This is a genomic window from Vibrio sp. Evd11, from assembly GCF_900382755.1.
GTDB classification, from domain to species: domain Bacteria; phylum Pseudomonadota; class Gammaproteobacteria; order Enterobacterales; family Vibrionaceae; genus Vibrio; species Vibrio lentus.
In genome coordinates this window covers 108,699-130,361 of sequence record NZ_OSDX01000007.1, presented here as the reverse complement: position 1 = coordinate 130,361, position 21,663 = coordinate 108,699, and the positions used below count along the sequence as shown (strand labels likewise).

General features: G+C 41.0%; 29 protein-coding genes. 25 read left to right on the top strand and 4 right to left on the bottom strand.

Features of this window, described 5'->3' with window-relative positions:
• The first annotated feature begins 175 nt into the window (after positions 1–175).
• From ED652_RS04955 to ED652_RS04930, 7 genes are all read left to right on the top strand, one after another.
• The gene (locus tag ED652_RS04955; RefSeq protein WP_122053713.1) at positions 176–988 is read left to right on the top strand and encodes a PFL_4695 family integrating conjugative element protein; all 813 of its coding nucleotides are present in this window, start codon (positions 176–178) and stop codon (positions 986–988) included.
• Positions 988–3,180 (top strand): conjugative transfer system coupling protein TraD, encoded by a 2,193-nt coding sequence (traD, locus tag ED652_RS04950; protein WP_122053712.1) that lies wholly within the window; start codon positions 988–990, stop codon positions 3,178–3,180. Before ED652_RS04955 ends, traD begins: the two co-directional genes overlap by 1 nt.
• 88 nt (positions 3,181–3,268) lie before the next feature.
• On the top strand, positions 3,269–3,475 hold the full coding sequence (locus ED652_RS04945) for a hypothetical protein (RefSeq protein WP_122053711.1): 207 nt from the start codon (positions 3,269–3,271) through the stop codon (positions 3,473–3,475).
• 158 nt (positions 3,476–3,633) lie between these two features.
• Positions 3,634–3,957 (top strand): hypothetical protein, encoded by a 324-nt coding sequence (locus ED652_RS04940; RefSeq protein ID WP_122053710.1) that lies wholly within the window; start codon positions 3,634–3,636, stop codon positions 3,955–3,957.
• 94 nt (positions 3,958–4,051) lie between these two features.
• Positions 4,052–4,180: a hypothetical protein gene (locus ED652_RS24090; RefSeq protein WP_301951204.1), complete on the top strand. Its 129-nt coding sequence runs from the start codon at positions 4,052–4,054 to the stop codon at positions 4,178–4,180.
• Between the two features lie 30 nt (positions 4,181–4,210).
• Positions 4,211–4,519, top strand: a complete 309-nt coding sequence (locus tag ED652_RS04935; RefSeq protein ID WP_162929914.1) for a hypothetical protein — start codon at positions 4,211–4,213, stop codon at positions 4,517–4,519.
• 220 nt (positions 4,520–4,739) lie between these two features.
• Positions 4,740–5,051 carry a hypothetical protein gene (locus ED652_RS04930; protein ID WP_122053708.1) on the top strand — a complete coding sequence of 104 codons (312 nt, stop codon included), beginning with the start codon at positions 4,740–4,742 and terminating at the stop codon, positions 5,049–5,051.
• Between the two features lie 473 nt (positions 5,052–5,524).
• Here the strand turns inward: ED652_RS04930 and ED652_RS04925 are convergent, their stop codons facing one another.
• On the bottom strand, positions 5,525–6,991 hold the full coding sequence (locus ED652_RS04925) for a phosphoadenosine phosphosulfate reductase family protein (RefSeq protein ID WP_122053707.1): 1,467 nt from the start codon (positions 6,989–6,991) through the stop codon (positions 5,525–5,527).
• Between the two features lie 329 nt (positions 6,992–7,320).
• Here ED652_RS04925 and ED652_RS04920 point away from each other — a divergent pair, with 329 nt between their 5' ends.
• The 7 genes from ED652_RS04920 to ED652_RS04885 all read left to right on the top strand — a co-directional run bounded on the left by ED652_RS04920 (position 7,321) and on the right by ED652_RS04885 (position 10,196).
• Positions 7,321–7,656: a hypothetical protein gene (locus ED652_RS04920; RefSeq protein ID WP_122053706.1), complete on the top strand. Its 336-nt coding sequence runs from the start codon at positions 7,321–7,323 to the stop codon at positions 7,654–7,656.
• The gene (locus tag ED652_RS04915; RefSeq protein ID WP_122053705.1) at positions 7,653–8,042 is read left to right on the top strand and encodes a hypothetical protein; all 390 of its coding nucleotides are present in this window, start codon (positions 7,653–7,655) and stop codon (positions 8,040–8,042) included. The genes ED652_RS04920 and ED652_RS04915 overlap by 4 nt, the downstream gene beginning before the upstream one ends.
• Positions 8,043–8,159: 117 nt before the next feature.
• A complete protein-coding gene (locus ED652_RS04910) occupies positions 8,160–8,711 on the top strand; it encodes a hypothetical protein (protein ID WP_122053704.1) in 552 nt (183 codons plus the stop codon).
• Complete coding sequence (locus ED652_RS04905; protein WP_122053703.1) at positions 8,711–9,049, top strand: hypothetical protein; 339 nt, start codon at positions 8,711–8,713, stop codon at positions 9,047–9,049. The genes ED652_RS04910 and ED652_RS04905 overlap by 1 nt, the downstream gene beginning before the upstream one ends.
• An 81-nt stretch (positions 9,050–9,130) precedes the next feature.
• On the top strand, positions 9,131–9,331 hold the full coding sequence (locus ED652_RS04900; protein WP_122053702.1) for a hypothetical protein: 201 nt from the start codon (positions 9,131–9,133) through the stop codon (positions 9,329–9,331).
• An 18-nt stretch (positions 9,332–9,349) separates the two neighbouring features.
• Entirely contained in the window at positions 9,350–9,619 is a 270-nt protein-coding gene (locus tag ED652_RS04895) for a hypothetical protein (RefSeq protein ID WP_122053701.1), read from the top strand.
• A gap of 277 nt (positions 9,620–9,896) precedes the next feature.
• Positions 9,897–10,196, top strand: a complete 300-nt coding sequence (locus tag ED652_RS04885) for a hypothetical protein (protein WP_122053699.1) — start codon at positions 9,897–9,899, stop codon at positions 10,194–10,196.
• Positions 10,197–10,321: 125 nt separating this feature from the next.
• On the opposite strand, the gene ED652_RS04880 is transcribed toward ED652_RS04885, so the two are convergent.
• From ED652_RS04880 to ED652_RS04870, 3 genes are read right to left on the bottom strand one after another with little or no spacing between them, the layout of a single operon-like run.
• Positions 10,322–10,984: a hypothetical protein gene (locus ED652_RS04880; RefSeq protein ID WP_122053698.1), complete on the bottom strand. Its 663-nt coding sequence runs from the start codon at positions 10,982–10,984 to the stop codon at positions 10,322–10,324.
• A gap of 23 nt (positions 10,985–11,007) precedes the next feature.
• Positions 11,008–11,664 (bottom strand): hypothetical protein, encoded by a 657-nt coding sequence (locus tag ED652_RS04875; protein WP_122053697.1) that lies wholly within the window; start codon positions 11,662–11,664, stop codon positions 11,008–11,010.
• A gap of 13 nt (positions 11,665–11,677) precedes the next feature.
• Entirely contained in the window at positions 11,678–13,207 is a 1,530-nt protein-coding gene (locus ED652_RS04870; protein WP_122053696.1) for a DNA cytosine methyltransferase, read from the bottom strand.
• 135 nt (positions 13,208–13,342) lie between these two features.
• On the opposite strand from ED652_RS04870, the gene ED652_RS04865 reads away from it, so the two are divergent.
• From ED652_RS04865 to ED652_RS04815, 11 genes are all read left to right on the top strand, one after another.
• On the top strand, positions 13,343–13,753 hold the full coding sequence (locus ED652_RS04865; protein WP_122053695.1) for a hypothetical protein: 411 nt from the start codon (positions 13,343–13,345) through the stop codon (positions 13,751–13,753).
• Positions 13,754–13,814: 61 nt separating this feature from the next.
• The gene (locus tag ED652_RS04860) at positions 13,815–14,108 is read left to right on the top strand and encodes a hypothetical protein (protein ID WP_122053694.1); all 294 of its coding nucleotides are present in this window, start codon (positions 13,815–13,817) and stop codon (positions 14,106–14,108) included.
• Positions 14,109–14,156: 48 nt separating this feature from the next.
• Positions 14,157–14,735: a hypothetical protein gene (locus ED652_RS04855; protein ID WP_122053693.1), complete on the top strand. Its 579-nt coding sequence runs from the start codon at positions 14,157–14,159 to the stop codon at positions 14,733–14,735.
• Between the two features lie 50 nt (positions 14,736–14,785).
• Positions 14,786–15,202, top strand: coding sequence for a hypothetical protein (locus tag ED652_RS04850; protein ID WP_122053692.1), 417 nt, complete (start codon positions 14,786–14,788; stop codon positions 15,200–15,202).
• A 21-nt stretch (positions 15,203–15,223) separates the two neighbouring features.
• Complete coding sequence (locus ED652_RS04845; RefSeq protein WP_122053691.1) at positions 15,224–15,931, top strand: hypothetical protein; 708 nt, start codon at positions 15,224–15,226, stop codon at positions 15,929–15,931.
• Between the two features lie 118 nt (positions 15,932–16,049).
• The gene (locus tag ED652_RS04840) at positions 16,050–16,679 is read left to right on the top strand and encodes a hypothetical protein (RefSeq protein WP_122053690.1); all 630 of its coding nucleotides are present in this window, start codon (positions 16,050–16,052) and stop codon (positions 16,677–16,679) included.
• 152 nt (positions 16,680–16,831) lie between these two features.
• A complete protein-coding gene (locus tag ED652_RS04835) occupies positions 16,832–17,029 on the top strand; it encodes a hypothetical protein (protein WP_122053689.1) in 198 nt (65 codons plus the stop codon).
• Positions 17,030–17,152: 123 nt separating this feature from the next.
• Positions 17,153–17,380, top strand: a complete 228-nt coding sequence (locus tag ED652_RS04830; RefSeq protein ID WP_122053688.1) for a hypothetical protein — start codon at positions 17,153–17,155, stop codon at positions 17,378–17,380.
• A 123-nt stretch (positions 17,381–17,503) separates the two neighbouring features.
• Complete coding sequence (locus ED652_RS04825) at positions 17,504–18,439, top strand: hypothetical protein (protein WP_122053687.1); 936 nt, start codon at positions 17,504–17,506, stop codon at positions 18,437–18,439.
• Between the two features lie 446 nt (positions 18,440–18,885).
• On the top strand, positions 18,886–19,323 hold the full coding sequence (locus tag ED652_RS04820) for a hypothetical protein (RefSeq protein WP_122053686.1): 438 nt from the start codon (positions 18,886–18,888) through the stop codon (positions 19,321–19,323).
• A gap of 186 nt (positions 19,324–19,509) precedes the next feature.
• Positions 19,510–21,582 (top strand): BRCT domain-containing protein, encoded by a 2,073-nt coding sequence (locus ED652_RS04815; protein WP_162929913.1) that lies wholly within the window; start codon positions 19,510–19,512, stop codon positions 21,580–21,582.
• Positions 21,583–21,663: the final 81 nt, after the last annotated feature.

The following is a 21,663-nucleotide window of genomic DNA, read 5'->3' as shown; positions in this document are numbered from 1 at the left end:
ACTCGCTGTTATAGCGCCTCATAGGAAGTCTGATTAGTAGTTTGGTTACGATCAAGAAGATCATTTGTTATCTATTAGCCATTTTAAGCACTCTTATGACTTCTACTTGAGCAAAGATACTCGCTAACACACAAAACGGCTCATACAGCCACCAGAGAAGAGATTTGAGGTATATATGGAAGTAGTTTTGTTAGATAAATTCAAGATCCTTTCAATTGGATTGATTTTTACTCTTGGTTTCTCTTTAGGAGCTGGTGCAACTGTAATTAAAAATACGGTGGTAACGGGAACAAAAGTTACACAAGGAAATAATAAACCCGGTGACAACGTAGAGCAGAATCCATCATACAACCGTTCCCCGGTAAGCGACGCTGAACTCGAACGCGCAGTTAAAATGGAAACCGTCAAAATAAATAGGCTCTTTCAAAGCAGCATAACCAATGTCTTAGCCAATTCGTCTGAGTATGGTGACCCAAAAATGCAAGTCCTTATGCAGAACAATGCAAATTCAAAGGATATTCATGCAGTCATTGATATAGACCGTCAAATTACAGGTGAAAACCGTAAACGCGAGATCGAAGAGTACATAGCTCAAGAGAAATACAAAGAAGGTGCAATGACCAAAGAGCAATTGGATGCGCAAGTTTTGAGAACTGTATTCCCGGTACAAACGGGAATGAAGCCTACAAAATTACCTAGTCGTAAAATCAATTTAAGCGAAGAAGCAAGAAACGCGCTAATACAGCCAATGGCGGTAATTGGCTCAGACGAATACTCATTAGCTTGGTTCAAAACAAACCTTGGCGTCATACGTCGATTAAAAGCTGCAGTCGTCATCACGGAAGTAAAAAACCTAACTGACTTACAAGCCATAACATCGTTCGCACCGGATCTCATGTACCAACCAATGGATGCTAAACAGTTCCTTCAAGTGCTAGGTGTTAGTACATACCCAATCCTTTTGACATCGGAAGGGGCGCTACAGTAATGAGTACAGAAAGAGAGTTAGACGGCTGGCTTCGCCCGGAATATGAATTTAGGACGATTATTTACGTAACAATAATGACACCGATAATCTGGCTGTACTCGGATATTTTGGGTTTTAGTTTTTTTTGGCAAGTTGGCCTAACTTGGCTTGGAATAGGAATGCTTTACCCGCGTATCAAGTCGCTCTTATTTATTCGTAAGTACAAACAGAGCCTCAATATGCTTGAAGCGTTCTTTATCACCCCAACAGAATTAAAGTGGACGAATGATCTCCAATGGATAGGAAAAGGGTTCAATTTTACTTCCGTTCACGCGCAAAGAGTCTGGGACGCCAAGAAGACACACCTTAAAAAGCACTACGAGCGAGGCAAGGTGTTTAAATGGCTAAGATTGAATGAACAACAAATGGAAGTTAAAGCACAGAGAGGGATTACAACAACTAAAGATAACTGGCTATACCGAATTGCCAAGACATCTAAAAAGCAAAGCCTCACTCTTCTTTGGGCTTTTACGATCAAAAACCCTTTTAGACCCCTCCCTCCCGTCGGCGGCACTCCGGTTACTCATGGTGTTGGTTACGCGGAGGAAACAGACATCTTTATAAAATTAGATGACATGGTTGGCCATACTATTGTTTTAGGCCAATCGCGTGTAGGCAAAACAGTAATGCTACGAAACCAAGTAACACAATCCATCATGCGTAAAGATGGTGTTTCGGGCGTGTTCGACCCTAAAGGCGACCTTGAACTACTAGGTATCATGTGGTCAGAAGCCAAGCGATTAGGAAGAGAAGAAGATTTTTATTGTTTCTTACTCGGTGAGCCGGAGATCTCAGCGCGGTACAACTCAATAAGTAGTTTTAGTCGTTTGACTGCGATAGCTGGTCGAATTGCTAATCAAATGTCCGGCGGCGGTGACGGCCAAGTGTTCAAAGATTTTGCATTCAACTTTATGACCTACGTATCTGCAGCGTTACTTGATATGGGGGAACGTCCAACATTCAAAACCATGAAAGCGAATATTGAAGACTTAGAAGGGCTATTCAACCGCTACGGACGTTACTTAATGAAGCGTGATAACCCTACTTGGAAAGAAGAGCTCAAAGATATTGAGAAGCCTAAATTCAAGAGAAACGCAAAAGGCGAGTTAGTAGAAGAGAAATTAAAAGTAGGTTCATTAAAAGGTCGTGAATACAAAACAATCGTTACTGACAAGTTAACAACGGATTTCTACGAGCGTAACCCTAAACTCATCAATCAACAGTTTGAAGGTTTACGTTCAACCATGAGGTCAGATTCAGCGTACATATCCAAACTAACGGCTTCATTGATCCCATTACTAACCAAGTTAACGTCGGGCAAATTAGCAGAAGTCATTTCACCGAACTTTGACAACTTAAAAGATCCACGACGTACATTCTCTTGGGACAAGATAATTCAGCGTAAAGGTATTTTTTACGCGGGATTCTCTAGTATGCAAGATGAAGTCGTTGCTAGTGCTGTAGGTAACACGTTCTTCGCTGATTTAGTGGCAAAGGCAGGTGAGATTAACAACTACGGTACAAACAAAGGTATACCAGGTGGTACAACCCAAGATATAACTCCGATCTGGTTATATTGCGATGAATTTCAAGCGCTAATTGGGGAAGAGTTCATACCCCTACTTAATAGAAGTGGCTCGGCGGGTGTGCGGGTGATGGCGTTTACTCAAGTAGGACAAGACGTTGAGGGTAAACTAGGAGATAAAGCGTTAGCAGAAATCGTACTAGGTAACTTTAACTCAATTTGGATGATGCGTGTTGCCAACAAAGAAACGGCGGAAATCCTCACAAACCAAATCGGCAGTTCCGATTTGCTCGGCCTCGATGTTCAAGGGGCTGTTACTGACGGTGGGGCCGTTACACCAAAGGCTTCTTTTGACGATGAAGAAAAAAGTGGTGGTGACTCGTTCTTTGGAACGCGAACGCAAGCAACAGTTGGTGTTGAAGCTCATGAACCTTTAATTTCACCGGAAACAATAATGTCGCTTCCAAAAGGTCAAGCTATTGCCTTTATTAACCGTCAGTTCCTCTACAAATTAAGGTTACCAATAATGACCGATGAATCGGGAGAGTCTGTAGGTGATATGGATTCGATACGCGAAGAGTTAATTGACCGACAAACCAGACCTGAACAGTTGGGGGAGGCTGCGTAGACAAAATAACCACTTACAATGAATTACGAATGGAAATTAGGTATCGCCGTAGAGCAGCCAGATACATTAAAACCAATGGGGAGCTAGGATGACAATAAAAGTAAATCGAAGAGTCGAATGTACAACGCCACGTATTTTTTATTTTGGTCTAAACCTTTCAGATTCATATCGTGAAGGGGATCTATATATTGTAACTAAAGAGCTGGGTGGAATTTTGTTCATCAGCGACTCTCAAGGTGAAGAGTTCGCTTTTCATAAAAATGATGTAGAACAGTTCTTTTCTGTAGCGGCTTAGTCTTGATTAGTTTTCAACCAAATGCCATGTTAAAGCTATTGCTAACTCAGCAAAACGTCACCGCCGATTAAGTGACACCTTAGAAAGTAAGGTTCGGCCCACTACCTACGCCACCCTTGGCATGTACCTGAAAAGGTCTATAAATGGAGGCTACCAATATGTCTATTACAAACGAACACAGTATTCATAAAGCTAAGAACCCACGCATTGTAAAAACCAACATCGGAAAAGTCATTGAATCTGAGCTTGGAAAGGATCTATGCGACGAATATGTAAAGGCTTTGCTAAAAGTCTTGCTTGAAGACCAGTATGGAAATGTTCAAATCGTTTCCCTAGAACAAACAAAACGTAAAGTGGCCATTACAAATGAAAGCAATGAATTAGAGTTGAGAATGATTTCTTACGATGAAATACAACCTTCAAACTCTAAATTGACCTCTTTTCGTCTACTCGGTCTTACCGATAAGATTTTGCTCTCGTAGCAAAACGTCACTACCGCTCAAGTGACGCTCCAATCGTGGAGTTGCGGATCACTAACTCAGAACCCGAAAGGGTCTACTAAAAAGGAAAATTACTATGGAATACGCATCCGATAAAACCATTTACATCGTTGTCGCTTCATTACTCTTTAGCTGTTACTTACTAGATGAGTATTTGGATCGCCGTTACAAGCGTCGAATTGAGAAGAAGCAACACGGCAAGTAACTGTGAAGCACGATCCGACAGGACCTTAAAATGGAAATAGGTATGAAGTCCTTTACTCTTCAACAATTGATAATGGAGCTTAGTTCAGTTGAAAATACCATTAGAGTAGCCTTTGAAAACCACTCTAATGCAGATATTGAAGATTGGACTGAATTTGGATTACTACTGACCAAATCTGGTGAGGAAATTCAAATTCTTGGAGTTCTAGCAAAAGCATCTTCCGTCCCTTTTAACTCCGGGGCCAAAAGTATGCTCGATGCACTCAGTAAGTGGATACCCAATAGCCAGCTGCGTTTCGACGCTGGCCGCTTGAAGGCTACTTACCTGATTACCGTTTAATCGCGGTACGAAAACACTGGCCATTTGGCTAGTGTTTTTTTTTACTCTAGAAAAACAAAAGTAATTGAACAAAAACAAAGCAGTAACTATAGTGATCATATTGCTTACTCAAGCAAATCGTCACTGCCGATAAAGTGACGCCCTTAGTCGTAAGGGTCGGCCCACAGTTAACGCCATACATGGCACGTACCTGAAAAGGTCTTTAAAAGGAGATACACAAATGTCTAATACACTTGTAAATAAAATTCTGAGAGGTGAGATTGTTTCTACGGTCACTGACTATGAAGCTGCTCGAACCTTATATGAACTAGTTAAATCGAAGGTAGAAAGCTTAGAAGACGGTAAGGCTATCAATGGCACCAACTGGACAGAGTTGAAGCTCTACATCGCCCTACACCCGTTTATTGGCCAATGGTATTCCATCTTTTTGAAGAAAGAGCACAAGCTAGAAGTAAACATGTCAAATACTGCGGAATTGATGAACCACATCATCACTGTTTTGCGCTTTGCAAAGTCTGTAGGAGTCAATTGATATGGATTACACTCTGTTTGAAGCTTTTCGTATGATGCTCTTATTGATCGTAATGATTCCCCTAGCATTGGCATTTTATATGCTGCTAATTGGGCCCCAAGAGAAGATTAGTAGAAGGAAGCCACCGAAACTATAAGTTGGCGCGACTCGAAAGGGTCTATTACAAGGACATTTAACGAAACAAACGCTGATCTTACGATCAGCGTTTTTTATTGTAGGAAAGCACGTTCTTATAGTTTTATGAGTTTTCTACTTTGAGTCTATTGGCTTATAGATATGGTGCGCTTAGTCAATTCAACTTTGATTTCACGCATTTCCTTCGTCATTTGAATTTGCAGCTTGGCAGGAAAACAAACCCAATTGTTGTTTAGCCAGTAGTATCTCTCTTTCAGACTTTGGTTGCTTCGGTACATATCGCGTCCTGTTGTAGTTTAGTGAGTAGGTCTAAGCCGTGAGCCATGCTTAAACCAAATTTATCGTGCACATGACATACAAGCTACCGGGGCATCGGCAATATCAGCATCATTGGTCAAATCTTGGAAATTTGGTTTCTCATAACGCATAGAAGATAAGATGCGCCCATAGTCTTTCTCTAACTCAATTTTACTCAGCGCATCGGCGTACTGGCGGCGAGTATAGCTGTCATTAGAGCGCGCTAGCTGTCTAATACCCTCCGTTAATAAAATCCTCTCAATAACCGCTACAGTCTTACGTATCGCGTACAAAGGCTTCTGGTCATTCTGCCAAGTGTATGCACCGTCATCTGGCTTCGGTGGTATCTCATTTTCAAAATCATTTACCTCCATTTCAATGATCTGAATCTGGCGCTGACGACTTATTCCATCTTCGTCTTGGCCATGCATTTCTTTCGTCATAAGCCTATGTAACCAAAAGTGTTTTAGAGCTGTTTTAAGGCCACCTAATGACGTTGAATAGGTGATCACTCGTTCGAAATAAATCATTGGTTCAGGACTCATGCCTACAGCCATCATTAGTTCACTGCGATTCTCATACTCATACTCAACTGCAACATACAGTTTTTTACTATCGCTTGCGCCGAACAGGTCAAGAACATCATCACGAACTTTGTTCTTGCCTCGTTTCGCTTCAAACCCCATGTATGCAGAGTTGATTAGGTCTGACGGGCGATAATAGGAAAGCCAGTTACGGGCATATCCAGTAAGTTTCGATACCGTAGTAGGTAAAGCATTATAAAGCTCTAAGACAGTGGTATTTAGACCTTCCATTTTTGCTGCACGGTCAAGAATATCTGGCGACTTACTCCATGCATCAATCACTTCACTACGGCGACTAAAGATACAAAGAGTACAGCCACTTCTTGATTTCTGATTATAAAAGCTTGGTATCTCTGCTACGTCTTTAACGATTTGGTTAATATCAGATTTAACAAGGCCAAGTTTTTGAAGAGGGTAATCACTTACTATGTAATCTTCGGTCCATTCAATGCCTTTTCGCTTAGGTTCATCTGCACGAATACCTACGAACTGACAAAACAAAGCTTCGTCACCGTGAATCAACTTTAACTGCTCAAAGAAGCGTTTAATTGGGAGAGTCTTCATCATTTGGGTACAGCTGCGCTGACGCTGCGAAGGTAAGAAATTTCCCGATTTTTCAATCATGGTCAGCATGTCATCTTTGTGCGCTATCTTGATGATTTTCTTACCCGTATTCTTTTCGAACAAATCTAAGGCATCTTCCGTACCGTCTGCTTCCACCCCGGTGTCGCAATGCACGAATGAAAACGGCACTGAGTCGCCGTACAAAGCAAGCAAAGTGTAAGCAACACAAAAGCTATCCAAACCGCCCGACATCGGAACTACATAGAATACCTTTCGACCTGGGAAGGTCGGCAATTCATACGAACCACAAATTCTATTGCTTACCGAATTAACTAAATTCTCTTGCCATTCCGCATTCATAATTCATACCTTTCAATCACTTAACTCATACATATAGATTCTCATGGAAACGTATCGCCGCAAGTTTAAGTAACCACCTCTAAAGGGGTGTGGAAGGGCATAATCTAAATAATAACTCGATATGAAAAGGAACGGATATGCAGCATTCCGAGGACACGGACGTTAGTGACGAAAACAAAATTCATTTTTCGGAAGTTGAGGTATCAGAAATTATTTCTGAGGAAGAATCAAACTTCATTGAAAAAGTTATCCATCAAACATCCATCATTCACATTCAAAAAGTATGAGTGTTCAGGCAGCTGGTGGACATCAAATCAAGGGAAATGAAAATGAATCAAATCGTTATTAATCTGGATGAAACCGTAGTACCCAAAACTGATAAATCACTCTTAGAGTTAATGTTTATTGGTGGTTTCAAGTGGCCTTTAGCCGCGACATGCTGCACACAGGAAAGTGACGGTGAAATTATCTGGTGGGACTTACAAACTACGTATGTTGTAGAAGCACGAAATGGCGCTTCAAAGGCTACCGGGCTCTTGCCTCATATTGGAATCAAACATCAAGTTAGTCAAAGTTATTACTTAATCAATGGTCAGGAAGTCGTTGCCGACGATTGGGAAACAGCTGTCATTACTTATGAACAATATAAGGAAGTCCTTCAATGAGTCACAATAGGGTAATTTTCATCCCGGCTTACGGCCTACCAATTACTAAGCCAGTTAAAAAAACAGTTGAAACCGGAGAGGTTAAGAAAACGTTCTTTGGTAAAGAAAAGGCTGTCACTAAGACTGTTACCGATTCTGAAATAGTTGGTGAATCTGACTCACAAGTAGACGCAGTTCGTCTCACTGATGATCTAAGAAAAGCGGTAGAAGAGCAAAATAGTGAAGGTTATGAGGTTGTATCAGTCACTCCGATCATTAGTGGTGATTATGACTACGTCTATTCCGAGGGTAACGGTAAGAAAATCCACGCTCACAAAGGTAGCTATGGTTACGGCTATGGATATAGCTTTACGGAAGGTCTTACGCTAGTTGTTAAAGCTAAATAAACTCATAAACGGTTACACCGATAAGTTAGGCGGCACTTGATGTCGCCTTTTGTTTGGCTTGCCGGGTAAAAACTGCGGGGTATCTTAGATATAAACCAGCTTAGTTAGGAATATCGTATGTACTCGAAAATACTTGAATCATTATCTGTTAATAAGAAATACATCTTCGCAACAGAAGAAGGTCGCAGCTCACCAATCAAAGTCTCTCAATTCATCAAACAACAACTTAATCTTAATGAAAATTCGACGCCACTAATTGCGATCTATGGCGATACGAAGGCAAGTAGTAATGTCTGGTCTGAAAAATTTGGGTGGAATCCAAGTGAGTACCAACGCCTTGTAATGTCACTGCTGGAAATGGTGTGTTGTACCTCAACACTTCCCCAATACGAAGCCCAAATCAAAGAGTCAATCACTCTTGATCTGAGCGTTCTAGACACTGTAAATAACATCATTTCAGAAAAGGCCGGTATCAAACTCGTTAGTACCGAAAATGGCTACCTAGATGTTGATGTTGTTGGCTACGGAAATATTAAGCGAGTCACAATTGATCCCAAATCGAAGAAAGCGGAACTACTCAACGTTTATCATTCCGATGGAAGCAAGACGGGGGGCGATTTTGAAACAGACCTAATGGTTACCCTACAAAAGCTAAAGGAGACAAAATAATGCAACAAGTTATAGCTATGTACCATTTTTACTTTGTTCAAAAACTGTTGAGCAAGATTGAATCCATGGGCAGTAATACGGGTGATTTCTTTGGGCTTGGTGAAGATGCGTTTGTAATAGAAATTTACGAATACTCAGTCACCATCTTTGCTGCAGTTGAAAAGCATGAACAAAACGATGGAGCCGATTGGCAAGAAAGTAGTTTATTCGACCTGATTGAATTTTCCGCTCAACAATTTGTGTTTGAGTCTATGCGTAAAAGCAACTTGGGCTTCGCTGTTATGCCTAAAAAGAGCGTTCTCATTGAATCCATAAGTACTTACTTAAAAAACCTGTAAGCACTCACAGAAGCCCATACATTGAATATATGGGCTCGTTTTTGGCGAATTAACCTCAATAGCAATAGCTTAGGAAACCATATGGCTCTAGGTGACACTCGAAGAAAACTCCGTATCATGTCTCTCACTACTGCGGCTAGCATGATTGATGACTACTTTAGTGGTGGTGCTGAACCTGTTGAGATCGGTTTGACCGAGAAGGAAGCAGAAATCATGGAGCAAGAAAATAAGAAAGTAGCCGCAAAATTATATGCAATGGCTGAAAAGTTAGAAAAACAATAATGTAAGGATAAGTGGATCATGGATATTGAAAGGGCAGTGTACACATTACTCATCGGCGTTCTTGGGTTCTTTTGCTCTCTAATGTGGCAACGATATAGAGTACTAGAAGATCACAAGTTAGTCGGTAAAGCTGTGAGGTCATTAAGAGAAAAGGGGTTCACCGTCGAGTTCGACCGCCTAGAAGGTTATGACACTGAAACACAGATAGAAATGGAACGTGTTCGATCAGTTGGATACACCGTTATTGATAAAAACGGCGCTTCCGTTTTCAAAAAAAACACACTCTAAATAGTGGAATGACTATGAAACTTAGAATATTCCTTAAACTAGTTTTAGCATTCGAATTTCTGTTAAGTGCCTTTCTCATGTGCAGCTTGATTAACCCAACGTTACTCGCCCCGACTTTCATCGCCAAAGAATATTTTGGCATGGAGTTTTTGGGAATGTTTATCCTCTATTTTTCAATATTGGCTATCACTGCAGCTGGTGTTTGCAAAAAGTTCTGATGGGAACTGAAACTGCATAAACTATGTACTAGAAGTGATGTGGTTATGTGGGAGAGGGAATGGAGTCAACGAAGATTAACGTCTGTGAAGTGTATGTTTCTATTGTCAGCTTTGAGCAGTACGGAGGTAAAAGTGAAGATGGCCGAGAGATAATCGATACTGTTTATAAGCTACATCTAACCCGTAAAGACGGTATCGAGTACATACACCCCGTGCATAAACCTTGGAAAGAGATCAACCAATTAAAACATCGAGTTGATTCAAACGGTATCATCGACCTTGAAAATTGGGTAAGACTTGCTGATTTTGAACGTCTGCAACTTGTAAAATTTACCCAACCGACACTTACGACTCAGTAATTTAAGAAAAGATTTGCTAACACCTACTCATAACGGCCTGTAATTCAGCCTGAATCGCATTTGATAACAATATCTTAATAAAGAAAAAGGCCAATGGTTATCCATTGGCCTTTTACGTTGTTGGACTACTTATAGTTGCGTTTATTCGCCCTTTTTTGTGCCCTAATTTTTTCTTCTTTGATTTTTTTCTTTACTTTTCTATCGACTAAATACCAATGAAATCTTCTTCGCCAGTTGTAAGCAAGCGGGTTCTCCAACTTATCGTAGGTCTTAAAGTTAACCCAAGGTTGTGCTCTCTTTAAGTACTTAACAACAAAGAATATCATCGCCTTTTTAAAGAACTCATTTTCTTTTACTTCATCTTCGACTATTCGAAGAGTATCGAAGGCTTTGTCAAACTGTGCCTTTTCAAATTTCAGGGCCACAAAGGGCTTGTTTCCAATATTAGTCATAAGACAAGGAGCAAATATTGCTTTCAAGTCGTTATCCCAATCCTGCCGAGCATTAAAAATATGGTCTTGAAACTTTGGGCAGTTCGGGTTGATCAAGTATTCATTTTGGTCATTCGGTGTGAACGATAGTAATAGGGTAATTTCAACGCTCTTACCATAATCCCTAAGAAACATTACCGGAGTACTCGATAAAATGTTGTGAGATTGGAAATTGACTTTGCCGCTACTCTCTCGATGAAGCTTGATCGAACTTGGTTTGGCTATGTACTTATCAAGAGCACTTTTCAAAGCATTGAAGTAAAGGGTTTCCGCACTGTACTTAGTTACTGGTTTCATGCCTATTCCTTACACTTAACTGATTACCCAAGGCGCGAGTTATCGACACTCTGGCGTTGTTTTCGTAGTGCCCGTAGTGCCTTCTTATGGCGAATATTTAAAGATAATTCTTTGAACCAACAGAGGCACTTAGTAAACAAGTTATAAGCTAAGGGGTTCGGTATTCTTGCCATATCATGTGTATCATCCCACGAATAGCGAACAACCATGTAATTAGACAAATGATGAAAGAATAGTTGAAGTGCAAATTTATCTTGAGCTGGCTCAAGGCCCTTTATATTTCTACCGTTAATAGCTCGTTTTACTAAGGAACGATCAAAGGCTAAAGTTACATCCATCAATCCGTTTTTATCCGTAAATGCCGATTCTCCAAACTTTTTCAAAATGTTCTTGTTCCATTCACCCTTGAGATCTACTAGCAATTTCGTAAAGTCTGCGTGTGGTTTTGGGCAATTGTAATTGGCTTTTGTCTGTTGCGTAAAAGGTAAATACAAACGCATATTTTCTTCATTTTTATGTGTCGTCACGTACAACGTTGGCGGGTCAATCATTTCGTTAAATATAAATTGGCGAACCTTAGACGCTCGAACCACTGTGATTGAAGTTGGATCATCTACATAGCTTTCAAGGGCTTTTATCGCAGCCGAGAAATAAATATCCCTTGCTTCATATATTTCCATCGTCGTTCTTCCTTTAAGCGACCATTGGTAAACTTTGGTAATCAAAGTTGGCTCGTAAAATGGCTGCAGCTAATGGAGGGCAAACTGAATTACCGCATTTGCTAACCATTGCTGCTTTAGTCAATTTATTCCCGGCGCCATCGTGCGTAAAATGATAATCAGCGGGAAAACCTTGAGCCCTGAATAATTCAGCAGGATCAAGCATTCGCATACCTATGTCAACTATCTGATATTTCACGCCTTTGACAACAACAAGTCCAAATCTGTCTCTAGTTGTCACTGTACCAATTGGGCTATTTATCGATTCTCCGGTTTCACTATTTCCGTAGTACTTAACAAGAAAGGCTCGGACTTCACCAATATGGTTCCCGCCGCTAGTGATTGTGTGTACTGGTGAGTCAGTTTCATGACCAAGATTTGTACCTCTCATCTTTATCATGTGCGAAGTGTATAACGTATCACTTGCTTGGATATTCACGCTCTCATCAACACTTATATCCGATGCGAACGGTTTAGTTGGGCAAGCGTCTCCCTCTAAATATTCTCTCAAGTACGCTTCAACCACAGCGAAGTGACCACCTTTGACTTGAGCGCAGATCGTTCTTAATGGCTCATTGATGGCCATGTTTCTCTGACTAGAGCCATTTGCGTGTTCCGTAATAAAAGGGGCTACTTTGTCAGAATTAATCGTAAAGGGGGAATCGCTGTTCAATATGAACTTTTCTAGTCCCTTGGCTATACGAAGCATGGTTTTTTCGGCTAGAGGTTTCTTACGATTGAATATTGAACGGCAAGGGATAGACCAGTCGATAATGTCAGCGGCAGTTCTGTAAGGCAATAAATTAGAACCTGGACCACCGTGTGACGCTTTAGGCCAACGGATCGGTTCACCATCGTTTCTGCCTACGATAAACAAGCGCTTACGAATAGTTGGAGTGCCATAGTCACAAGCCCTCAAAGTTCGATAATCGAGGTCGTATCCTAAACCTCTCTCTAGCTTTTCAAATGGAAATTCATCGCCTAGAGCTTCCTTAATTTCCGGCCATGCCGGATTTGAGGCTTCTAGTCCCGTAGTTAATACTTTAATGAATGCATCAAACGTTTCACCTTTTCGCTCTGGATCGGGTTTGAATTTTCCCTTTTCATATTCAATGATTGGGCCCCAAGTGGAAAACTCAGCAACGTTTTCAATAAAAAAAGTTCTAACTGGAACTAAAGCAGCCCAACGGACGACAACCCAAGCTAATCCTCTAATCTTGCGTTCAACTGGCTTATTACCCTTAGCAATGGAGAAATGACGACAATCAGGAGAAGCCCACAAAGCACCAATAGGTCGCCCTCTTGTCGCTTCTACAGGGTCTACTTCCCAAATATCACTATGGTAGTGCTCCGTATCAGGGTGATTCTTCTTATGCAATTCAATCGCTATTTCATCATGATTTATAGCTATATCCACTGGACGGTTTGTACCGATCTCCATGCCTGTAGATGCGCCGCCACCGCCTGCGAAATGGTCTACTGAAATCTCTCCCGCTCTGAGCATACTTTCCTCTCTTTAATTCGTATCTAACCAAACCAAATTAACCCTTAAACCTAACCGCGCAACCGTAGGAATTGACTTGCGAGAGCACTTTATAGTCGTAGATTTTAAGCAAATGTTTTCAATTTCGAGGTGCGTATGATTTTTAGTTCAGGTTATAAAGAGCGTCACATAGAAGCTGGTGCAAAGGTTCTTGTGTATCGAAACCTCAATAATGGCCTTTGGTCTGTGAAGGCCGTAGAAGGCATGTTTAAAGGGAAAGTTGTCGGTCACTTCAAAGCAATATCACTCGTTAACGTTGATAACGGAAACATGATCAAGCTTTCAAAAAAATCTCAGGAAAGAGCTAGACGCGAACGCACTCGAAATGTCCATGCCTATATCTTCGGAAACATTGTCGCTGTGAATGAAGAAGTAACCGCGATCGGTAAGCGCATTACTTATATCCCCTTCATCCATGACAATTTCATTATCGTTGCAACCGGAAATGAATGGGATGGCGCTGGTCAAGCAGCTCATTTTACAAATGGCCAATGCTACATAGCTTAACTTGCGGAGGGTTACGCCCGGTGTAACTTAGAGGTAAGCCAATTAAATGAGGAACCTAATCATGAACACATTCCAAATCTGCGAAGGGTTTTATCTGGACATATACACCGCTTCATTTGAAAAGCCGGTATCAATCGACGGACTTACCGAACCTGTCTCTTCACTAGCTTTGCACTGCATTGAAAGAAACATCGTAGATGGGGAGAAAGCTGTAGACATGTACTTAATGGAGTTTGGTATCAAAGACGCTGAAATTAAGCATGTGAAGTCTTTAGAGAATCAAGTGCTTAACGCCCTAGAGAACCCTGAGCGGGTCATTGGCTTTGATGAATGGGCTCGACCTTCAAGAAACTAGTTCAAGCTGACTTTGACGCCACATAAACAACTCAATTTGGAGTGCACCATGACTTTAGAATTTTCATTTGATATTTCCGCTAACGACTTCATGACTCATTTTTATGAAAAAGCAAAGGCACTCCCAAAAAACCTAACGTTACAAACAGGTGTAGAAGTGAAAACAAAATTCACCGAATCATTTTCATACGATTGGTGGAACTTTCTAGACAATAGTTTTCTTCTTGCAACCGGTATTAGCGATTATCTGGCGCACTCCGGTTATGAGCCAACTATTCACGCCCTTTTAAACAAGCACGGCGAAACAAGAATGTATGTAGTCGAATGTGAAGGGGTTTATTGGGACGTAGTAGGGTCATTCAAATCTGTAAACGACTTAATTAACCGCCCTTACAACAAGTACGTTAGCCAAATGGTAGAGGTCGGTGATAACGGTAAGCTATTTGAAGAAAGTAATGAGCATTTGTATGGCGTTCTCGATGAGTTTGATGATGAGAAGTGGTTTGTACTCGATGAAGTAAGTGGGGGTTACAAAGATCACAATGGCAACGAAATGCACTACTCAGAAGCGTTCGATCTATTCCTTCTTTGTATTGGCCAATACTACTTTTCACAAATTACTGATTAACTTTCGTGATATTCAGAATCAAAAATTACAACAAGATTTAAGGACAGGTTATGCCTCGCAAGACAAAACTATATCGATTCACCGATCATCGCACCAAGCCTTCACGTTTGGTATTTGTACGTGCCACCTCTCAACAACAAGCGGCAGACCTATGTGATGTGCATCTTCATCACATCAAAGCGTACCTCTCTATCGCCAATGAAGAGCAGCACGCTATGTACAGTCACTTGAAAGATGGCGAATTTGAATTTGAGGAACGTACTGTTTTAAAGCGCACCGGAATTTCAGATCGCGACTTTGAAAAAATTAACACTGTAGGTCACCTTAAATCTGCTCGACTAATCCTAAACCAGTGCGACGTTACGACCAAAGATGAAAAAGACAAGCTCCAACAGATCTTTAAATTGCTAGACGAGTTAGGTGGTGACATCGCTGAAAATAACCGAGATAAGTACTTCAATCGTTAAACAAAAACGTATGGACCTAATATGAACACAAAAGATTTAACCCTATATACGGAGGGTAGTCAGTATGTACAGTCACAAGTCTTAGAACTTGCAGCTAATCAGGGGGATATGACCCAAAGTGGTGAGTTTAAGGTTGGTCTGAGAATGATTAAGGTCAATCGTAATAACCTTACTTACAACTTCTCTCTTACCTCGATTGATTCAAGAAGTTGGGGCAACGCTCATCATTATATTTTGGATTCAATTAAGCACCATATTCTTCCCAAGGTTGGTGCCCATGTTGTCGTCTTAAAAGAAGATAACGAGGCGGGTTTGCACCAAGGCGAAACTTTTACACTCGAAGAATCCAAAAATGGCTGGTGGGTAGCCGTTGACCGCGACGGTTCTAGTAAGAAAATAGGTCGCCATATTGATAACTTCTATGTAATCGCTGCTACCGAACCAAAAGATGGTTTCGAATCAAGCATGGCTGATGTTATGGGTGCGGATTCGACTATTGATGTTTCCATTGCAACACAGCAAGAGAATGGAAGTGTAAAGATCTATGCAAACGGGTATGGGGTAAAAGGAACAGGCGATACCGAAGGATACCCAATAGTCATTGAGAACAATGGTGGAGAATTAACTGTCCACATTTGGGCAGATATAAACCGTAAAGACCCAACTCACTCAATATCGTTACGCGGGGCTTCTATCGGTCGGCGTGGAAAAACTTTACCACTTTTTTAGTACACATTTGATGGGCATAAACTAAATACAATCAGTCTCATAATCGTTACTAACGATCCAATACCGAACATGAAATAGCTCTTATCAGGGCGTATTCAACACAAAGGAATTTCAAGACATGGATAAGGCTTACTATAAAGGATCATATAAAAAAATCCTGAATCTAACTGGAACACTGGCATTTGGCATTATTGTTCTTGGCTCATTCATCCCCGCATTCAGTTTCGATATGTTTGGGGTGCAAAAATCCATATCAGCAATTGACTACTATGGGTCACCAATTGTCGCTCTAATGACGCTTGGTGCTATTGCTTGTTACATCGGATTACCAATGCTTATAACTAAAGGAATTGGCACTATTTCTTTGCTTTGGCTTTACTACAATGCATACCAAGTCTTTTTGGAGTTACACACCTTAATTCAGATTTTTGGTGGTGCGGATTCGGGGCCGGGATACAGACAAGCACTAGACCTTGCTGTTAAGTCTATGGGGTTTGGACTCGCTCTTATCTTGTTTGGAATCATCGCACTTAACTTTTTTATGCTAAAAAAGTATCGAACTGATTATCGATATAAGAGTTTGTCGTTACACATAAAGAAATACACCGATTCACTCGCGGTGATAGCGGTTAAGACAAAACTGTTTTTTCACAGTCAATTTACTTCCATACATCACACGATCTCAAACGAGAGTAAAGCCAAGCCGAGCAAATCAACGGGCACTGCGCACCAAAAACGTAACGCTTAGTTTCAGGATAAAAGTAAACCTTCCCTAAAAACCGTCCTGCTGACGGTTTTTTTACAAGTGCACTTCATACAAACGTCAGCCCCGGTGTTTCCAAGTTGCGAGTTACAATTTCTATGATGAAATTCAGGTATCTAACAAGGCGAGGTATCGAAATGGAAATGACAGAAGCGATAGTGACGGCAAAGACTCGGTTAAATGGTCAACGACTACAGGTCGAAATATCTATTCCTAATACACTACTCAATGCACGTTTCGGCGGGGAGTCAATTGCAAGAGGGCTCATTGAAGAAGAGCTGAAAGATATGGGTTTTACAAAGAGCTACACCGTAAGAAATTGGGAGCTTCATTAACAATACTTGCGAGGCGTAAAAGTCGTGATGAAATTTAAGTGAATAAAGAAACCTGCAATAGAAATTAGCCAATAGTTTCCTAAACTTAGGATGCAGGTTGTAAGTATATTTTTGAGGTGATTTATGTCTTCTTCTATACAAACAACACTTGAGCGCATTAACGAACTACGCAAGAAAGCCTTGAGCGACCCTGACTTTGTAGAGGTGGCTAAAGAGCATACTAAAGCGATAGAACGTGAAACCGAAGCTCAATCACGCAACGACAAGCCAACTAAAAAGCGAAACAAAGCAAAGTCTGAAAAGCTTTCATCGCTTTACGCTCACTTAACTGAACGCCCAATGATTTACTAAGCTCCGAAGATTTAAGCCGCTCTCTTTAGAGCGGTTTCAAATCGCGATCTAACTTTCGAACAATAAATCCCGTGGTAACTTAAAAGTAAGTTAATTTTAAGAAGAACTTAGAAAGGAATCCCTATGATTAACAAGCTAATTACTTTCGCTGTTACCGCATTGGTAACAACTGGATGCCAATCAATAACGACTGATAGTGAACTTCAACAATCAGCAGCGATCAACGCATCGAACCTAAACAAGACTAACGTAGAGCGCGTTTTAGATACCCACTCGAAAATCAATTTAGAACGTGATTTCACAACAGGTCAAATCGAATACCAGAATCAAGTATTTGGTTCTATCGCGCTACAGCAAGCGCAGTTAGCCGGAAAGCCGGTATATGTGAAATTCCCTATAACTCTGACAGAAACGATGTATGACGGCGATTTGAGAGCGTTTATTGTTCCACTAACAGATCTTCAACTAGATAATTTGGGAACAGAGCAAGATTACAGCTTATCGGTTATTTTAAGTGACAAGCTTTGGGCAAAAGACCATTCCAATACAATGAACCGCGCCACCTGGAGTCAAATCGCCCTTAAAACCGTTGCTATCGCTGAGTTAAGCAACCCTGACAACGTAGATAGTGCTAACTCAGCAGACAAATATAAACGTGGGTTCTACAACTTACGTGCGGGGCGCGAATACTACCTTCCCGGTAATGACGGGGAATACTTTACTCAAGATAAGAAATCTAACGTAGAGCTGGTGGATGCGATATTTAAAGGTTCTCAAAGCAATATCTATGCAAGTCCGACGTTGTGGGTAGATGCAGAACCAAGTGAAGCTAGTCAATATGTAGGTAAAGAAGTCACAGCCGTTATCGCTTTAGCAGCAGTATTCCAAATTCAAAAAACCAAGCAATACATCGTTGTTGGCCATACACATAACAAGTTTTTAGTTGGTGATAAGGGTCAGTTATTTAGTGGGGAAATATCGAATCGATACCATTATGAAGAGTGGATGGCCGAGTCATTTCTAAACTTCGAAAACATTGAAACACTCGACCAACTTTAACAGGCAGTTACATTAAAACGAGAAGGGAGTTCGTTCGGGGCTAGGTTTATCCCTATACGAACATCCCTCATAGCCACACTTAGGACATGTGGTTCGAGCTTTACAACCACCAGAACCTTTAGGCGCCGGGATCGAAACCGTATTTTCTTTGTTTGACTTAAATTCAGCACGACAACTTGGACATACAAGGTTTCCAGACCTAGTTCCAAAATCCTTAGTGTTATTTTTCATAGAGTTTACCGCGTTCAATAGATTGTCTTTGAAATCAGACATGTAGGTTTATTCCATTCTTTATAACGATACTTATCTAGCCGCCGCTACAGCCGGAAGAGCGATAAGGCTTATCGCGCCTTCTTTATGCACCTATCTGCAAAGGGCATAAACTAAATTATATCGTTTACCGTTTTTTTAATTTTACCACGACCAACATGTTTCAGGACAAATTAATGAAAATGATTCTTTCAATATTACTGTTGTTGAGTAGTTTCAATGCTACAGCTGGAATTGTAGTTATAGCAAACACTGAGGGCGAACAGTTCGTTGGTCTTTCACTCGATGACATACGCCGCATTTTCGTTGCACAGCAAACTACGCTAGACAGCGGCGAAACCATTACAGTAGTCGATTTAGACGAGGGCACAGAGGGAAGAAACAACTTCCATTCAGTAGTTACCGGGAAAAGTAATAGCGAGTTACAGTCTGATTGGGCGAAACAAATCAAAGCCGGACGAACCCTTGGTAGATTGTTTGCTACTGATTACGAGCAAGTATTAAAAGCGGTGGCGTCGGATAAGACAGCTATTGGTTACGTTAGTGACGAAGCATTAGATGAAAATAATTTAGAGCAAGTTCAGGTGATCAACAGCTTAGATAAATCACAATAACGCGGGTTAATTTTTATCCACAGATTTTGTGGATTAATTGTGCAAATGAGCAATCTATTAATCATAAAAGTATCTTACAAAGTTACCGACGAACCATGACAAAGGCTAAAGGACAACTATCAAAACTTGCGTCGATAAAAGCCAATGACAGTATAGATGAGTAACCAACTCCAAAAGGAAATCTATATGTCTATCAATGAACTGGCACAAAAACTAGAGCAGCTAAACGCAGAGTACCGTAGCGGAAATCCTAGTATTTCAGATGATGAATATGACCTTCTTGTTGAAGAGTTGAAGAGAAAAGACCCAAAGCACCCTTTCCTGAACACCGTTGAACCCGAAGAAGTTGTTGGTGAGAAATACACACACCCTACCCCAATGCTTAGTACCGAGAAATCATATTCAAGTGATGAAGTCGAAAAGTGGTTAGAGCGTATCCGTAAAGCGGCGTTAGCTGTTGGCATCACCAATCCAAAGATTCGCTCTACTATCAAACTAGATGGCGTCGCATGTCGCTATATTACGACTCCATTACTCGCAACAAGAGGTGATGGTTCTATTGGTCGCGTGATTACGTCCTTACTCGATAGCGGCTTAGTTATCAAGGGCGACTCCGGCTCTGATGGCGTCGGTGAAATAGTAATGAAACAAAGCTACTTTGATGAGCACCTAAGCCACATGTCGCACCCTCGTTCTGTTGTATCAGGCATTGTCACAGCAAAAAATCTAAATGAAGAGTCTGAAAAGATACTCGCAGATGGAGCTGTCGAACTCGTACTGTACAAAGATATGCCAAGCGTAGAGGTCGGAATTGAAGACTTTTCTTCAAACTACAATGAAATCGAAAATAAACTAAGAAGCGAATCTGAATACCCGTTCGATGGCGTTGTATTTGAATCAGCGGATCAAAAAGTACGTGAATACTTAGGTTCAAATTCGCAACATAACCTTTGGCAAATAGCGAAAAAGCAACGTTCAGAAGGCGTCCTATCAACCGTTACGGACATAACCTACCCAATCGGTCGAACGTCTGTTCTTACGCCTCTAATTCATATTGAGCCCGTCATGATAGATGGCTCGTTAGTGTCGAAAATGACGGGGCATTATGTAGGCAAACTTATTGAAAACAAGATTGGAGTCGGCGCGACAGTATCAGTAATAAAAGCAGGAGAAGTTATACCAGCTATACAAAGCGTTATTTTGGGAACTGACGACTTGAACCTACCTACTTGCTGCCCTCATTGTGGCGGTGAGATTGAAAAGCGTGATGTACAAGTGAACGAGTCAGTAAATGGAAAAACAAAGCGTGTCACCAAAAAAGAGGCTAATTGGTTTTGCGTTAACGACGATTGTGTAGGTAAGAACCAATCAACGATCATACACCATTTCGAACTTGTTAAAGCACAGTTGTTCGGTAAGAAAACAGTGTCCAAACTGGTCAACCATGGCTTCAATTCTGTTCAGTCCATTTACCAGATGAAAAAGACAGATTTTGTAAGTTGTGGTCTTGGTGAAGGACAAGCAAGTAATCTTTTAAAAGAACTAAAGCGTGTCTTAGCAGAGCCGATTGACGATTACCAGTTAATTGCTTCTCTCGGTATCAGTAGCCTCGGTCGTAGTGCAGGTAAAAAGCTATTTAAGCACTATTCTATCGATGAAATCCAAAACGTAACTTCTAAGGAAATTGAAGCAATACATGGATTCGGTGCGACTATAAGCAAATCAATCACAAAAGCTCTTGCTACCAACCCGTTGCTACCCTTCTTATTAGTTCAGTTTGGTTCCGTTATCGTACATACAAAAGATAAACTCGCAGCTAAAACCAACACAGCCGCTCAGACACCTTTAAATGGTAAGAACGTCGTGTTTACTGGTACTTGCTCAATGCCACGCTCTAAAATGGCTCAAATGGCACAAGAACAAGGCTGTGAGGTGCAAAAAAGTGTAGTGAAAGGCACGGACTACTTGATCACGGGTGAAAAGGTTGGAGCAAAAAAAATCGAGTCAGCATTAAAGAAAGGTGCAAAGATTCTAACCGAAGCCGAGTTCATTGAAATGGTTGAAAGCCCAACCAGTGTAGAAACCGTTGCTGACGATCATCAAGCCCATGCGAATACAACTGAAAAAAACGCTGATTTAAAAGTCGATGTTAAGTTAAGCAAAGCCAAAGAAACAAGCTCTAGCAAAACCGTTAATGCCGGAAAGATTACGCTACCTAGATTTACCGATGAGAGCGTAGAACAGCCGACTCTTTTCTAACCTTGCTTCAACCAATATTGCCCCTGACTTAAACTCAGGGGCTTCCTACCTTGCGACGATAAAAACTCATGTAAATCTAAA

Excerpts from the sequence above, each read along its gene's own strand:
- ED652_RS04955 (WP_122053713.1), top strand. The coding sequence starts at position 176 with ATGGAAGTAGTTTTGTTAGATAAATTCAAGATCCTTTCAATTGGATTG.
- traD (WP_122053712.1), top strand. The coding sequence starts at position 988 with ATGAGTACAGAAAGAGAGTTAGACGGCTGGCTTCGCCCGGAATATGAA.
- ED652_RS04945 (WP_122053711.1), top strand. The coding sequence starts at position 3,269 with ATGACAATAAAAGTAAATCGAAGAGTCGAATGTACAACGCCACGTATT.
- ED652_RS04940 (WP_122053710.1), top strand. The coding sequence starts at position 3,634 with ATGTCTATTACAAACGAACACAGTATTCATAAAGCTAAGAACCCACGC.
- ED652_RS24090 (WP_301951204.1), top strand. The coding sequence starts at position 4,052 with ATGGAATACGCATCCGATAAAACCATTTACATCGTTGTCGCTTCATTA.
- ED652_RS04935 (WP_162929914.1), top strand. The coding sequence starts at position 4,211 with ATGGAAATAGGTATGAAGTCCTTTACTCTTCAACAATTGATAATGGAG.
- ED652_RS04930 (WP_122053708.1), top strand. The coding sequence starts at position 4,740 with ATGTCTAATACACTTGTAAATAAAATTCTGAGAGGTGAGATTGTTTCT.
- ED652_RS04925 (WP_122053707.1), bottom strand. The coding sequence starts at position 6,991 with ATGAATGCGGAATGGCAAGAGAATTTAGTTAATTCGGTAAGCAATAGA.
- ED652_RS04920 (WP_122053706.1), top strand. The coding sequence starts at position 7,321 with ATGAATCAAATCGTTATTAATCTGGATGAAACCGTAGTACCCAAAACT.
- ED652_RS04915 (WP_122053705.1), top strand. The coding sequence starts at position 7,653 with ATGAGTCACAATAGGGTAATTTTCATCCCGGCTTACGGCCTACCAATT.
- ED652_RS04910 (WP_122053704.1), top strand. The coding sequence starts at position 8,160 with ATGTACTCGAAAATACTTGAATCATTATCTGTTAATAAGAAATACATC.
- ED652_RS04905 (WP_122053703.1), top strand. The coding sequence starts at position 8,711 with ATGCAACAAGTTATAGCTATGTACCATTTTTACTTTGTTCAAAAACTG.
- ED652_RS04900 (WP_122053702.1), top strand. The coding sequence starts at position 9,131 with ATGGCTCTAGGTGACACTCGAAGAAAACTCCGTATCATGTCTCTCACT.
- ED652_RS04895 (WP_122053701.1), top strand. The coding sequence starts at position 9,350 with ATGGATATTGAAAGGGCAGTGTACACATTACTCATCGGCGTTCTTGGG.
- ED652_RS04885 (WP_122053699.1), top strand. The coding sequence starts at position 9,897 with ATGGAGTCAACGAAGATTAACGTCTGTGAAGTGTATGTTTCTATTGTC.
- ED652_RS04880 (WP_122053698.1), bottom strand. The coding sequence starts at position 10,984 with ATGAAACCAGTAACTAAGTACAGTGCGGAAACCCTTTACTTCAATGCT.
- ED652_RS04875 (WP_122053697.1), bottom strand. The coding sequence starts at position 11,664 with ATGGAAATATATGAAGCAAGGGATATTTATTTCTCGGCTGCGATAAAA.
- ED652_RS04870 (WP_122053696.1), bottom strand. The coding sequence starts at position 13,207 with ATGCTCAGAGCGGGAGAGATTTCAGTAGACCATTTCGCAGGCGGTGGC.
- ED652_RS04865 (WP_122053695.1), top strand. The coding sequence starts at position 13,343 with ATGATTTTTAGTTCAGGTTATAAAGAGCGTCACATAGAAGCTGGTGCA.
- ED652_RS04860 (WP_122053694.1), top strand. The coding sequence starts at position 13,815 with ATGAACACATTCCAAATCTGCGAAGGGTTTTATCTGGACATATACACC.
- ED652_RS04855 (WP_122053693.1), top strand. The coding sequence starts at position 14,157 with ATGACTTTAGAATTTTCATTTGATATTTCCGCTAACGACTTCATGACT.
- ED652_RS04850 (WP_122053692.1), top strand. The coding sequence starts at position 14,786 with ATGCCTCGCAAGACAAAACTATATCGATTCACCGATCATCGCACCAAG.
- ED652_RS04845 (WP_122053691.1), top strand. The coding sequence starts at position 15,224 with ATGAACACAAAAGATTTAACCCTATATACGGAGGGTAGTCAGTATGTA.
- ED652_RS04840 (WP_122053690.1), top strand. The coding sequence starts at position 16,050 with ATGGATAAGGCTTACTATAAAGGATCATATAAAAAAATCCTGAATCTA.
- ED652_RS04835 (WP_122053689.1), top strand. The coding sequence starts at position 16,832 with ATGGAAATGACAGAAGCGATAGTGACGGCAAAGACTCGGTTAAATGGT.
- ED652_RS04830 (WP_122053688.1), top strand. The coding sequence starts at position 17,153 with ATGTCTTCTTCTATACAAACAACACTTGAGCGCATTAACGAACTACGC.
- ED652_RS04825 (WP_122053687.1), top strand. The coding sequence starts at position 17,504 with ATGATTAACAAGCTAATTACTTTCGCTGTTACCGCATTGGTAACAACT.
- ED652_RS04820 (WP_122053686.1), top strand. The coding sequence starts at position 18,886 with ATGAAAATGATTCTTTCAATATTACTGTTGTTGAGTAGTTTCAATGCT.
- ED652_RS04815 (WP_162929913.1), top strand. The coding sequence starts at position 19,510 with ATGTCTATCAATGAACTGGCACAAAAACTAGAGCAGCTAAACGCAGAG.